Raw genomic sequence first — 12,392 nt, 5'->3', positions numbered from 1 at the left:
TCAGTTAGCGACCTTGAACGCGAAGCTGCCGTTCATCGGGTGGCCGTCCGGCGACATGCCGCGCCAGTCGATCTTGTAGCTGCCCGGTGCGAGCTTCGGCAGCTTGCCTTCCCAGGTCTTCACGGCCTGGTTCGCGGCAGGACCGTTGATCTTGTAGGTCTTGCCATCAGGTGCGGCCATCGTGACGGTGGTGATCTGCATGGGATCGGTGAACATCAGGTGCATGACCTTGGTGTCCGCGCCGACCGTCTGGCCGTTGCCCGGCATGGTCATCATGCCCTTGCCGTGGGCCAATGCAGCGCCTGCGCTCAGGGCCATACCGACCGACAGTGCGGCGGACGTCAGGATAGTACGAAGTTTCATTGGGGTGCTCCCTTGGTTGGTTCAGGTTGAAAAGGCTGCGCCCTCTCCGCGGCTTCGAAGTAGCCGAGAGGGCGCAGAAAAATCAGAACATGAAGTTGATGCCGACGACGCCGGTCAGCTCGTCGACTTCATGGCCATGATCGCGGAGAATGTCGGCTGTTCCGCCGAAGGCGCGTTCGTAGTTCACGCCGACATAGGGCGACACGCTGCGGCCGATCAGGTCGTAGCTCAGTCGCAGTCCCAGCTCGACAGAGCCGCCGCCCGCCGCGATTTCGCGCGCGGGATCATCCGCCAGCGGCAGGCTGACTTCGAGAGACGGCGTCAGGATCAGCCGGTTGGTCAGCAGGCCTTCGTACTCCACCTCCGCCCCGATGTAGGGGTATTCGGAAACGTAGAGCGCCGCCTCGACCTCGAACCACTGTGGCGCGAGGCCGGTGACGCCGAAAGCGCCATAGTAGCGCTCGGGCGCGCCGTCCGGCGTGGAGGCGGCGATCCCGATGAAGCCATCGAAGAAATCGGTGATCGGCTTCTGGAGGCGGATCTGGTTGTCCATCTCTTCGAAATCGCCACCTTCGATCTTCGCGCCTTCGCTCTTCCAGACGAGCCGCAGCTCGTCATTGCCCGTCCAGGCCTCGAACCCCCAGGCAAAGGAGTTCTCTTCATCGCCCATCCGGTATTCGAGCTTGTCGGTCCGCACGCCCCAGACTGTCGGGGAAACGCCCACCTCGGCCATCGCGACTGAGGTAAAAGTCAGCGCAAGCGGAAGCCCGAGGGCCGTTCCAAGCAGCAGTTTTTTCATGTGATTGGTTTCCTTGGAATACGCGCCCATCAGGACGGGCCGCCTTCGACGATGACCTTGCGGAACATGCCGCCGGCCATGTGGTAGGAGAGGTGGCAATGGAAGGCCCACTGGCCGGGGGCATCGACTTCGGTCTCGGTGTAGAGCGTCGTTCCGGGTGCGACGCTGACCGTGTGCTTCACGGGGTCGTATGCCCCTTTTCCGGTGTCGATGATCGACCACATCCCGTGCAGATGCATCGGATGCGCCATCATGGTTTCGTTGACGAACTTGAACCGGACCCGCTCGCCGTATTTCAGGCGGATCGGGTCGGCGTCTTCGTATTTCACGCCGTCGATGGACCAGATGTAGCGTTCCATGTTGCCGGTAAGGCGGATCTCGATCTCGCGGGTGGCGGGGCGATCACGGTAGAGCGGCTTGCGCGCCGTGAGGTCTTCGTAGCCAAGGAACTTGCCGCCATTGGCCGCCGTCGGGATCAGCCCGCTGCCCGGCGCGTAGAAGGCAGCGCCCGGTGCGCCTTCAGAAGGAACGACGGGCATGCCAGCGGACATGTCCATGCCGCCCATATCCATCCCGGAATGGTCCATGCCCGACATGTCGAAGCCGCTCATATCATGGCCGGAGTGGTCCATACCGGACATGTCGAATCCGCTCATGTCCATCCCAGACATGTCCATACCGCCCATGTCCATTCCCGAATGATCCATTCCGGACATCATGCCCCCCATGTCGGCCATGGTCAGCAGCGGCTGAGGTCGCATTTTGTAGTAGGGTCCGACCATGCCTTCGGACGGCGCCAGCGTGCCCCGCACCATCGCGGTGCGGCCCGCACTTTCGCCGATGATCGAATAGGCCTTGGCCTCGCGCGGCTGGACGATCACGTCATAGGTTTCAGCCACGGCGATGCGCAGCTCATCCACCACGACCGGCTTCACGTCATTGCCGTCGGCCTGCACTACCGTCATTTTCAGACCGGGCACGCGTACGTCGAAATAGGTCGTCGCCGAGGAGTTAATCAGGCGCAGGCGCACCTTTTCGCCGGGCTTGAAGATGCCGGTCCAGTTCTGCTGGGTGCTGGCTCCGTTGATCAGCGGTGTGAAGCCCTGAACATCCTCGATGTCCGTGGGCATCATACGCATGGCGCCCCACATCTTCCGATCTTGAAGGGCGGCTTTCAAACCTTCGGCACCTGCGTCCTCGATCAGGTCCTGCGCCGTGCGTTGCGCGCGGTTGTAGTAGTCTGCCGAAGCTTTCAGGTTGCGGAAGATCCGCGATCCGCTGTGCGGATGCTTGTCCGTGAACTGCACCACGTAGTCGCGGTTCGTCGGCACGGCCTCGCCGCCTTTTGGGGCGATCACGATGGCGCCATAGGCGCCGTCGGGCTCCTGGAAACCCGAATGGCTGTGGAACCAGTAGGTGCCTGCCTGTTCGATCGGAAAGCGGTAGGTAAAGGTTTCGCCCGGCTTGATGCCGTTAAAACTGATGCCCGGCACGCCGTCCTGCTGGAACGGCAGGATCAGGCCATGCCAGTGGATCGACGTGCTTTCGCGCAGATTGTTCTTCACGCGGATGACGACGTCTTCGCCTTCCTGGAAGTGCAGGATGGTCGGGGTCTGGCTGCCATTGTAGCCGATGCCGTTCTTCTTGAAGGTTCCGGTGTCGATCCGGACCTTGTCGACGGTGATGTCATAGGTGCCAGCCTGCGCGGGCAGGCCGAGGGCAAGCCCCAGCACTACGGCGAGAGGCCGCAGGAAGTTCGTGTGTTTCATGTGTTTTCCGTGAGCGCGGACCAAAAGGATGGCCCCGCAAAGAGGAGATCACTGCCGAGCAGTGAAGGGAGGGAGAAGGATCAGATGCGGCGGGGGATTGCCCCCGTGGAGGGCGCAAATGATCGGATTGCGGGACGTCGCCGCTCAGGCAACGCCGCAATCAACGCCGGACAGGCGTGCTCAGGCCAGAGGGGGCCGAAGGAAGGAAAGAAGAACGGACTGCAGAGCCATGCTCGGTTCGGCTGGATTCAGGTCCGTGATCCGGAAATCTTTGTGCAGGTCGACAGCAGACGTATTTCCAGACTGATCTGTGCAAGCAACGCTGGCACAATGAAGCAGTCCCATTGGCTTGGGCTGCTGCTCAGTCTCGAAGGCAGTGTCGACCACCTGATCCTGAAGAACGGATATTTCGTCACTATGCACATGCTGAGCCGCAGGCTCTGCACAATGTTCGGCCATCGGCATCACATGCGCAAATGCACTCGTCACAACGAGCTGCAATGCAACAAGAATGATGAAGATCCTACCGAGCACACAGTTTCCTTTCGTCCATCGACGATAAACACTTCCCGGCGGTCGGTCGTCAAGTAGAAAGAAGCCCTCCAGTTGCTGGAAGCTAACGACTATGTGAAGTCGATACTTCGCTCTATCTAGAGCGGTTACCCTTGGTTTGATCCAATATCTTGCGCTCAGGAACAACTCTCGCCTCTTTGGTGGTCGCTCCGTGTACTTGGGCCTCCTGCTCCTTGGTCACGTTGGCGAGCTTTTGGATTGGGATCTGCCTTCCGGCCTTCATCCCTTGGGATAGCAGCTTGGCGGCATGGTCGCGGGCGGTCTCGCGGTCCTTTTTAGAGACACCTTCAGCCCGAAGCCGTGCGTCCATGTGGGCCAGAACGCTGGCTGGGCCTTTGGCGGCGTGGTCGCCCGGTTCATAGCGCTTGATCCGGTCTTCTAGCCGATCGGATTTGGTGTCCTGCTCGCGCTGCTTGTCGGCCATAGGTGTTTCCTCAGTGGTTGCCTTCGCCGCAGATTTTCCCTGTGACGCCCGTTGCGGCTGTGCTTCGCGCTCGATGTCCTTGGCGTCCCAGAGGCGGCGGTGTCCCTGGCGTTCGACTTCCTCTCCCGTCTTCTGATCCTTGGTCTTATAGGTCACGGGCTCGACGCCGAGAGAGAAGAAGGTCGCGCGGTCGCCGAGCTTCAGGTCATGCTTTTCGAGCGCGGCGGGCAGGGTGACGCTCCAGATATGCTCTTCCTTGCCTGCTTTGTTGGTCAGGGCGATGAAGGGCACGGGGTCAGCGCCTTCGCGGTTGCGATAGGGGGCGGTGCCGATGTCGGTGATCTTGCCGGAGATGCCGTCAGAGTAGCTTTGGCGCGGCGCGGCCTGCTGGTCTTCGCGGTCGGGCGTCTTGGCATTTCCGGAAAGGGAGGCACGGTCTGTCCGCTCAATGGCACGTTCGCCGATCATCTGGGACCGGCGGGTTGCTTCCTCTTGGTCCTTCTCCGTCGGGCGATAGCCCTGAACCTTCAGGCCCTGGGCGGTACCTTCGACCCACATCTCGCGCCGGAACTCCTCTGGCCCTTTCGCCTTGAGGCTCTGCCAGCCGCGATGCGAGGCCAGCTCGATCATGTCCATTGCAGTCCCGCGATCCGCGTTTCGGGTGCTGAGCTGGTCGCCCTTGTCGACGATCGCAGGCCGGGCGTCATCATAGGAACGGTAGAGGTCCTGCTGACCCTTCGCCTTCGTGACAAGAAACCTGTCGTGGTAGCTGATGGGCAGGTCAAAGCGGTCCAGATCCGGTTTGGTCTTTTGTCTCTCGCTTGGCGAGATCGAGCCTTGGTCTTTGGGCTGCTTTTCCGGGCTGGCCTTCTCCGCGGCCCGTTCATGATAGCCGGTCCAGAAGTCCATGTTGGTCTGCGTCATGCGGGAAGGGGCCGCGCCATCGCGGTTGAGGTCCGTGAGAACCTTGCGGACGCTATCGAGCGTGGGAACGGACTTCTGGATGTCCGTGCCGATGGTGACCGTGTGGGCGACGGTGCGCGCGCCCTTGTCCGTGGCCTCGATCACGCGGGGATGCTGGCTGGCGTCAGCATCCGCGAAGGCACGCCCTGCGTCGGTGGCTGAGGTGAAGCGCTCTTCCTTGTCGTTGTGCGCGTAGGAGAGCGTGAAGCTCGTACTCTTGTCCGTCTCAGGCATTCCGTTTCCTTTCGGCTTTCGCGGGGGCGACGTCACAGCCGAGGGCGGCGAGGATGTCCGCCGCGCCCTTGCGTGTTCCGACCTGTCCGGCCTTGTTCAGCTCCTTGATTTTCGCCTGTGCCTTCTGCCCGCTCAGGGCCAGCCGGTCGAAGGAGATGCCTTCGGGGTTGGCGATCTCATCGTCGGTCATCGGCACTTCGGCAGGTTCGCCATTGGCGACGTTCGCGGCCTGGAAGGCTTTAAGACCGGCCAGCTTGTCGAAGTTGGACTGAAGGACGGAGACGCTCACGCGTAGCATCGCGTTCTCGTCTCTCAGGGAGGCCACGGCGTCCGCCAGGGCGTGGCGGTCGATCCTGGGGACCACGGGTGGCGGCACCTTGGAGCGTTCAAGCAGTGCCGCTTCGGCATAGAACCTGATCTTCTTCGCCCGGATCGGTGGGTGTCCGGCGACGAAGACCAGGGCTTCGCTCTGGTCCATTTGCAGCAGTTCCTGCGGCAGCATGAGGGAGCGTTTCTGTTCGCTGTGGCTGACGGTCGTGCCCTTGCGGTTGGCAAGGTATTTGGACTTGGACTCGCTGCGGGCTTCCACGCCATGCGTGCCGAGCCGTTCCGAGAGGTTACGCGCCTCTTTCACCCCCTTCGGGGTGAAGACGATGCTGACGCCGGAATTGTCCATATAGGCATCGGCGCCGTCCTGGCCGTAGATGTCGGCCAGCTGGGCCGGGGTCTGGACGATGGTCAGCACCTTCATGCCGTAGCCCGCGAAATAGCCAATGCCGCGCTTGAAGGCCGGAAGCTCCCCGACCGAGGCGAACTCGTCCATGCAGAGCAGGATCTTGTGTTTCAGGGCCGGATTATGCTCGGGCAGTTCCTGCATGTTCGCATCGACGCAGGACTGGAAGAAGAGGTTCATCAGCGGCCCGAGGCGACCGAGGTTGTTGGGCGTGATGCCGACATAGATCGTCATCCGCTTGCGGCGCAGATCGGCGAAGGCGAAATCCGAGGCGGCGGTCGCGCGGTCGAGCATCGGGTTGGCGAAGAGGCCGAGGTTGGCGGTGATCGTGGATTTCACGCTCTCGAAGGTGTTTTCACTCTTCGAGAGGAAGTCGTTGAGGGTCGAGACGGTCTGAAGCGACAGCGGACGCCCAGAGGCCTTTCTGTCTTCGATCCGCTTCTGAAAGGTCTGGACGAAGTCCGGGGTCAGGGTGAGCTGGCGGTAGATTTCCCCCAGGGTGAAGGGCCGTTCCGGCGTTTCGGCCAGATAGCCGCCGACGCCGACAAAGGCCGTCTGTGCGGCCCGGTCGAAGAACGGGTCTTTCGAGGCCACAGGAATGAACAGATCGGCCAGCCGCTGAAGATCCTCGATCTGGTAATCCGTACCGCGCCGGACCGTCGAGAGGGGGTTCCAGCGATGCGTGCGACCATCCGGATCGAGGGGGTCGAACAGGAAGACCTCCTGACCGCCCGCCTTGCGGAAGCCTGCGGTCAGGGTCCAGTTCTCCTTCTTGATGTCCAGGACCACGGCAGAGTCCGGCCAGTTGAGGAGGTTCGGGATCACCACGCCGACGCCCTTGCCGGAGCGGGTCGGGGCATAGAGCAGGACGTGTTCGTCGCCGCCATACATCAGCAGGTTTTGGGGCGTCAGATGTCCGGCTTTCTGGATCTTGACCGCGCCGCCTTGCTCGACTGCGCGGCCCCATTTGTCGACCCGCTTACCATAGTGTCGGGAGGGCAGGGAGCCGGTGAAGCCCGCAATGAGGCCTGCCTTCGATCTCATGCCCGCCTGCCGGATATCGCGGGCGCGTGCAAACTCGGCGCGGCCATGCACGTCCGGTTTCGGCTGCGCTTTCAGGATGGCGGCGGCGATGACGATGGTCGGCAGCAGCCCGGCATAGCCGGAGAGCTTGATCCATTTGACTGTCTCGGGATCAGTGTATCCGGCCAGTGCAGCCTGCGGCCAAAGCAACAGGTCGCGGGGCAGGTGGAGCGGGACCTCCAGCCCCCACTGCATGACATAGGCGGCGGTGACCAGCCCCCCGGCCACGGCAAAGACCACCGCGGCCGAGATGGCGGCAGCCCGTGCGGGGGTGCCAAGGCGATGCCAGTTCTGGACGATCATGTGGCAGTCCCCAGCTTTCTGCGGGGATCGAAATAGACCTCGGTGACTCTGCGCCCGGCGGCGGTCTTTTTGATCTGCACGACCACGTCGACCATCTGGGTGAGCATGTCCTTGATCTCGTCGCGCTTGAGATCGCGCCCCGCCTCGCTCTCCTTTACCAGAAGGGCCAGCTGCTCGAAGGCGAGCGTGGCGGAGTCGGCGTGTATGGTGGTGATCGACCCGCCATGCCCGGTATTGACGTTGCGCAGGTAGTAGAAGGCCGAGGCGTCGCGAAGCTCCTGCAGGAAGATGCGGTCGGGCCGCATCCGGAGCGCGCTTTCCAGCAGGTCGCGCGCCGTGACCCTGGCCTCGCCCTGACCACCCTTGGAATAGATCATCCGCACCACGTTGGGCTGCGGAAGCTCCAGCTCGACGGTGTCCTCGATGGTGATCAGCCGTTCATCTGTCGGGATCAGCGGAATCAGCGCCTTCGAGAAAGTTGTCTTGCCCGAGCCGGTGGAGCCCGAAACCAGGATGTTCTTCTTCGCCAGCACGGCGGCGTTCAGGAAGGTCTTCCAGTCGCCGTTGCGGTGATGGTCGAGGAGGGCTTCATCCTCGCCAGACAAGGCAGAGGGGGCGTTGGTGACGGCTTCGAACATGCCCTGACCCAGAAGCTCGTCAAGCGTGAAGGTCCGCTGTGCAGGTTTGCGGATGGTGATGCTGACCGTGCCCGCCGGGACGGCAGGCGGCAGCACGATCTGGATGCGCTCGCCCTGTGGCAGGGAGCCAGACAGGAGCGGCGTCGTCTCGTTGACCTTCTGTCGGGAGAAGGTGCCCACGGTCGCGACGAGGCCAGTCAGGAAGGCATAGGTCAGCTCGGGCAGTTCGACGCGCTCCCATGTCCCTTGGGTATATTCGACGAAGACCTCGCCGGGGCGGTTGATGCAGATTTCCAGAACGTCATGGCGTTCAAGGAAGGGCGACAGCGGGGCCATGTGAGAGGCCAGAGCCGGGGGCATGGGCCTGGCTTGCGGCAGGATGGGCCTCTCCATCATTTCAGCCGGTAGACGCCGGAGAAATCGAGATCGCGCGCCACCATGACCGAGACCTCTTCGCCCTGGTTCTTCCGCAGGATCACGGGCACGTCGATGGTGTTTTCCAGCTCCGTCTGGGCGAGGCTGCGCGCCGCCGCGCGGGAGTTTTCATAGGAGTCATCATCGCCGTCGCCGGAGGTGGTGGCGACGATCAGGGCATCGTCGATGATCGACAGCATCATCGTGCCGCCGAAGCGGGTCCAGAACTGGGTGTCGATATCGCCATCGAAGCCGGTACGACCAAGGGCATCGGCACCGGGCGAGCCGAGGTTCACGATCACGCCGTTCGGTGTTTCGGCTCGGGTCCAGATGACGAAGAGGCGTTTGCGGCCTCGCTGCATCCCGCCCTTGTACTCGCCGACGATACGGGTGCCGCGATCCAGCAGGATCACCGCGCCCGTGGTCGAATAGACATCGTCGGGGGATCGTCAAGTTGTTTCCCGGGATCGAAAGTGGGGGTGCGCTACCTTCTGTCACGCGGCCATGCTTTTCGCACAGTCGTTCCAGCGCTCGAACGCGGCGACGAGGCTCTGACGGTATCTGGAGGCAGTCATTTTGTGGCGGCGAGGGCGGAACAGGTTCGCGGTTTCATCGTGGGCGCAGAGGAACCTTTGCGCCTGCCTTGCCGATTTGAATCGGCCCTGGATTTTCTCGCGCTTTCGCGTGGGTCTGTGCGATCCCTCAATACGATTGTTCAGTCCCTTGTGCGCCCGGTGATCCACGTTCAGCCCGAGCTGCCGCAGGGCCGCGCAGTAGCTGCGCAGTTTATCCGTCACGATGACGCGGGGCTCACCCCAGCGGGCGATCAGCCGTGAAATGAAACGCTTCGCCGCCCGCGCATTGCGGCGCGTTTGCACGAGGATGTCGAGAACTTCGCCGTTGCTGTCCACGGCGCGCCACAGCCAGTGTTGCACGCCGTTGATCATGATCACCACCTCGTCCAGGTGCCATTTGTCGGTGGGCCGCGGGCGCGTAGCGCGGACCCGTTTCGCGATATGCGGCCCGAATTTCCCCACCCATGCCCGGATCGCCTCATAGCTCACCACGATACCGCGTTCGGCCAGCAGATCCTCGACATCACGCAGGCTAAGCGAGAAGCGATAATACGCCCAGACCGCGTAGGAAATGATGGAGCGCGGAAAGCGGTGGCCTTTCAGGCGCGGTGCGGAAATCTGACTGATCATCGCACGGAGCTACATAACTGCCCTGCGGAGGGCAATAACTTGACGATCCCTTGTTCGCCGGTCATGACGAGGGTGGCAAGGCATGGGGCCGCATCGCATCCCTGATCGAGACCGCCAAGATCAACAACGTGGAACCGTTCGCCTATCTGAAGGCTACGCTCGAAGCCATCGCGGCCGGACATCCGCAACACCGCATCGACGAGTTGCTTCCCTGGAACTTCCAGCCGTCAAGCTGAAACCTCAGTGCCTTCCAGACACCGCTTACCATACAATTCTTCTGCCTTAAATAGATCAATACCGAGGGACGCGATGATAGTAAAATATTCGGCATAATTTATCACATTTATGTGTAATAACAGATATTTAGCGATACACTTTGATACACAAAGAAGATGGAATGTATTCTGTAAAATGGATAATCTCATTTTAGCGTATAAGACAATCTTATCGCGCATAGAAACGAAATGAGGTAGTAATGACTTCGAAAATTCTCAAAGGCCTTCTGATTTCTGCGTTTGTCACCGTCTCGGCGACAAACGCTATGGCAAGCAATACATCCGCAGCAACCGTCGCAACGATTGAAAAGTATGCGCCGGATGCCAACGTCAGTGCACTGAACCACAGACAGATTTCCACACTGATGAATGTGATCTCTTCGAGCGACGAGGGGTTTGGCGGCAAACAAAATCAGGTTCAGGCGCTTATTCGGAACTTTGAAAACGGCGTATTTTCAGAATAACAAACCGCTTCCTGAAACCGAACAAGATCACAAGCTGCACTCGACTGAAGTTGAGTGCAGCTTTGTGACTTTCGCAACCCGCCAGCCTCACATCGCCGTCGCAGTACTCTGGCTGAGAGATGCTGTATCGGGGCATGAATTGTGCACTGGCTGTCACGTTTTGCATACCAGCAGTTCGGCTGCCAACGGTTCCACGTTGGATCCAAAATGAGAAAGGGGGGTCTAGGTCATGTTGACAAATGGCGCAGCCAAAGGCGGATCGACGTGATGTCGATGAAGCCGAGGAAGCTCTCTGCAGTCTTGTCGTAACGGGTGGCGACACGGCGGGCGTTTTTCAACTTGTTGAAGCACCGTTCGACCAGGTTGCGCAGCCGGTAGAGTGATCGGTCCACACCGACACGCTTTTTGCGGGACTTGCGCATCGGAATGACCGGTAGGACATCCCGTTTCTCCATGGTTTCCCGAATGCTGTCAGCATCGTAGCCCCGGTCAGCGAGCAGCACGCTGGGGGCAGGCAGGTTGTCGGCCATCACCAGATCGAAGCCGAGGTAGTCAGAGGTCTGGCCGGGTGTGATCTCAGTCCTCATGGGCAGGCCCGCGGCGTTGACGAGGAGGTGGATCTTGGTCGTGAAGCCGCCACGAGAACGTCCAAAACCCTGTCGCGGAGTCCCCCTTTAGCGCCCGCTGCCTGATGATGGGCGCGAACCGTAAGCGTCGTCTCGACCCCACGTTGCTGCTGATGGCTTCGGCTGCGAAGTGATCTCCATCTCATGATGGGGAGTGCGTTTCGCAATGTGCGCTACAAATTCGTTTCTCAAATCGCTGGGCGTCGAGATCTACGCTTCGGGGCATCGTCGGTGGCCGGATGAGGCAAAGGCCTTGGCCGTCTCGATGACCCTGGAAGCCGGTGCGACGGTGAATGCCGTGGCGGAGCGGTTTGGCATTCTGCCCAATCAGCTCTCGGCGTGGCGACGTGAGGCCAAACAGGGCAAGCTGGTGCTGCCTGCAGCCGAAGTCGAGGAACCTGTCTTTGCGCCGCTCGTCGTCTGCGAGGTCGCCGAGGAGGAAGAGCGCCCGGAGGTCGCATCGCAGGCTGCCCCGATCAGGATCACTCGAGGCGCTGTCGTGATCGAACTCGCCCATGATGCGCCCGCGGCCCGGATCGCCGAGATCGTCCACGCGCTCGAGGCGTATCCATGCTGATGCCCTCGCAGGGTGTGCGGATTCTGGTGGCGACTGTGGCGCGACATCGCAGTTGAGTGCTGGGCGACATCGCAGGTGGATGACGGTGACGTTTTTTGACGGTGCCGGTTTGCGGCCGTCAGATCAAGTTTCGATCTCGCTGCTCAATGTCGCTGGCCGCGAGTTGTCCTTCGCTGTGGCGATCTCCTTTTCGGGCTGTTGTTTGTCGCGGTCATCTTCGATGTCGCTGAGCGATGTCGCGGCGGCATAGGCGGCACGGCGTCGGTAGCTTTCGACGTTCATCTCGAAGATTGTTGCATGGTGAACGAGCCGATCGATGGCGGCGATGGTCATCGCCCTGTCGGGGAAGATGGCGTCCCAACCACTGAACGGCTGATTGGCCGTGATCATGATAGAGCGCCGCTCGTATCGTGCGGAGATGAGCTCGAAGAGGGCGCTGGTCTCGGCCTGATCCTTTCGCACGTACGACAGGTCGTCGAGGATGAGCAGGTCGAACTTGTCGAGCTTCGCGATCTCCTGAGTGAGCGCCAGGTCCTGCCGCGCCACTTGCAGGCGTTGGACCAGGTCCGACGTCCTTGCCATAAGCACACGGTACCCTCGTTGGATGAGTTCGTATCCGATGGCCCCCGCGAGGTGCGTCTTGCCCGAGCCGGGCGGGCCGAAGGCCAGCAAATTGTGCCCTGCCTGCAGCCAGCTGTCGCCTTCGACCAGCGCTCTGACGCGGGCCTGGCTCAAGGTGGGTACCGCCAGGAAGTCGAAGGCGTCGAGCGTTTTCCCTTGTGGCAGCCTTGCAGCGGCAAGATGGCGTTGGATGCGGCGCTGTTCCCGCTCGCTCAGCTCCAGCTCGCACAGCGCCGCCAACAAGCGTTCGGCCGGCCAACCCTCCTTGTCGGCACGGGTGCAGAACTCCGGCCAGAGGCGGGCAACCGTGGGCAGCCTGAGCGCCGTC

General features: G+C 61.4%; 12 protein-coding genes and 2 pseudogenes. 4 read left to right on the top strand and 10 right to left on the bottom strand.

Going from position 1 to position 12,392, the window contains the following annotated elements; all coding sequences use genetic code 11:
* The 3 genes from R2601_RS23755 to R2601_RS23745 form a co-directional block, all read right to left on the bottom strand.
* Complete coding sequence (locus R2601_RS23755) at positions 1-363, bottom strand: copper resistance CopC family protein (RefSeq protein ID WP_009807496.1); 363 nt, start codon at positions 361-363, stop codon at positions 1-3.
* Between the two features lie 82 nt (positions 364-445).
* Positions 446-1,162 (bottom strand): copper resistance protein B, encoded by a 717-nt coding sequence (locus tag R2601_RS23750; RefSeq protein WP_040545970.1) that lies wholly within the window; start codon positions 1,160-1,162, stop codon positions 446-448.
* Positions 1,163-1,191: 29 nt separating this feature from the next.
* Complete coding sequence (locus R2601_RS23745) at positions 1,192-2,955, bottom strand: copper resistance system multicopper oxidase (RefSeq protein WP_224888688.1); 1,764 nt, start codon at positions 2,953-2,955, stop codon at positions 1,192-1,194.
* Positions 2,956-3,015: 60 nt separating this feature from the next.
* On the opposite strand from R2601_RS23745, the gene R2601_RS26835 reads away from it, so the two are divergent.
* A complete protein-coding gene (locus R2601_RS26835) occupies positions 3,016-3,522 on the top strand; it encodes a hypothetical protein (RefSeq protein ID WP_154657521.1) in 507 nt (168 codons plus the stop codon).
* Positions 3,523-3,577: 55 nt separating this feature from the next.
* Here the strand turns inward: R2601_RS26835 and R2601_RS23735 are convergent, their stop codons facing one another.
* From R2601_RS23735 to R2601_RS23715, 5 genes are all read right to left on the bottom strand, one after another.
* Positions 3,578-5,125 carry an LPD7 domain-containing protein gene (locus R2601_RS23735; protein WP_007803504.1) on the bottom strand — a complete coding sequence of 516 codons (1,548 nt, stop codon included), beginning with the start codon at positions 5,123-5,125 and terminating at the stop codon, positions 3,578-3,580.
* The gene (locus tag R2601_RS23730) at positions 5,118-6,953 is read right to left on the bottom strand and encodes a type IV secretory system conjugative DNA transfer family protein (RefSeq protein WP_254656108.1); all 1,836 of its coding nucleotides are present in this window, start codon (positions 6,951-6,953) and stop codon (positions 5,118-5,120) included. Before R2601_RS23730 ends, R2601_RS23735 begins: the two co-directional genes overlap by 8 nt.
* 287 nt (positions 6,954-7,240) lie before the next feature.
* A complete protein-coding gene (gene virB11 / locus R2601_RS23725) occupies positions 7,241-8,242 on the bottom strand; it encodes a P-type DNA transfer ATPase VirB11 (RefSeq protein WP_007803500.1) in 1,002 nt (333 codons plus the stop codon).
* Positions 8,243-8,274: 32 nt separating this feature from the next.
* Entirely contained in the window at positions 8,275-8,709 is a 435-nt protein-coding gene (locus R2601_RS23720; protein ID WP_007803498.1) for a TrbI/VirB10 family protein, read from the bottom strand.
* Between the two features lie 81 nt (positions 8,710-8,790).
* Positions 8,791-9,501, bottom strand: coding sequence for an IS6 family transposase (locus R2601_RS23715; protein WP_007803496.1), 711 nt, complete (start codon positions 9,499-9,501; stop codon positions 8,791-8,793).
* Positions 9,502-9,551: 50 nt separating this feature from the next.
* On the opposite strand from R2601_RS23715, the pseudogene R2601_RS23710 reads away from it, so the two are divergent.
* Together R2601_RS23710 and R2601_RS23705 are read left to right on the top strand one after the other, a co-directional pair.
* Positions 9,552-9,737: pseudogene (locus tag R2601_RS23710) on the top strand (transposase domain-containing protein); the annotation flags it as partial.
* Positions 9,738-9,976: 239 nt separating this feature from the next.
* Positions 9,977-10,240: a hypothetical protein gene (locus tag R2601_RS23705; protein ID WP_040545969.1), complete on the top strand. Its 264-nt coding sequence runs from the start codon at positions 9,977-9,979 to the stop codon at positions 10,238-10,240.
* 227 nt (positions 10,241-10,467) lie between these two features.
* Here the strand turns inward: R2601_RS23705 and R2601_RS23700 are convergent.
* A pseudogene (locus R2601_RS23700) lies at positions 10,468-10,946 on the bottom strand (IS5 family transposase); the annotation flags it as partial.
* A gap of 86 nt (positions 10,947-11,032) precedes the next feature.
* Here R2601_RS23700 and R2601_RS27630 point away from each other — a divergent pair.
* Entirely contained in the window at positions 11,033-11,443 is a 411-nt protein-coding gene (locus R2601_RS27630; RefSeq protein ID WP_040545968.1) for a transposase, read from the top strand.
* A gap of 123 nt (positions 11,444-11,566) precedes the next feature.
* On the opposite strand, the gene istB is transcribed toward R2601_RS27630, so the two are convergent.
* Entirely contained in the window at positions 11,567-12,379 is an 813-nt protein-coding gene (gene istB / locus R2601_RS23690) for an IS21-like element helper ATPase IstB (RefSeq protein WP_375360185.1), read from the bottom strand.
* Between the last annotated feature and the right edge of the window lie 13 nt (positions 12,380-12,392).

This window comes from Salipiger bermudensis HTCC2601 (assembly GCF_000153725.1).
GTDB lineage: Bacteria > Pseudomonadota > Alphaproteobacteria > Rhodobacterales > Rhodobacteraceae > Salipiger > Salipiger bermudensis.
Note: the sequence above shows the minus strand (reverse complement) of the source record. Positions and strands in the feature narration are given on the sequence as shown.

Excerpts from the sequence above, each read along its gene's own strand:
- R2601_RS27630 (WP_040545968.1), top strand. The coding sequence starts at position 11,033 with ATGTGCGCTACAAATTCGTTTCTCAAATCGCTGGGCGTCGAGATCTAC.
- R2601_RS23755 (WP_009807496.1), bottom strand. The coding sequence starts at position 363 with ATGAAACTTCGTACTATCCTGACGTCCGCCGCACTGTCGGTCGGTATG.
- R2601_RS23705 (WP_040545969.1), top strand. The coding sequence starts at position 9,977 with ATGACTTCGAAAATTCTCAAAGGCCTTCTGATTTCTGCGTTTGTCACC.
- R2601_RS26835 (WP_154657521.1), top strand. The coding sequence starts at position 3,016 with ATGCGGCGGGGGATTGCCCCCGTGGAGGGCGCAAATGATCGGATTGCG.
- R2601_RS23750 (WP_040545970.1), bottom strand. The coding sequence starts at position 1,162 with ATGAAAAAACTGCTGCTTGGAACGGCCCTCGGGCTTCCGCTTGCGCTG.
- virB11 (WP_007803500.1), bottom strand. The coding sequence starts at position 8,242 with ATGCCCCCGGCTCTGGCCTCTCACATGGCCCCGCTGTCGCCCTTCCTT.
- R2601_RS23735 (WP_007803504.1), bottom strand. The coding sequence starts at position 5,125 with ATGCCTGAGACGGACAAGAGTACGAGCTTCACGCTCTCCTACGCGCAC.
- R2601_RS23715 (WP_007803496.1), bottom strand. The coding sequence starts at position 9,501 with ATGATCAGTCAGATTTCCGCACCGCGCCTGAAAGGCCACCGCTTTCCG.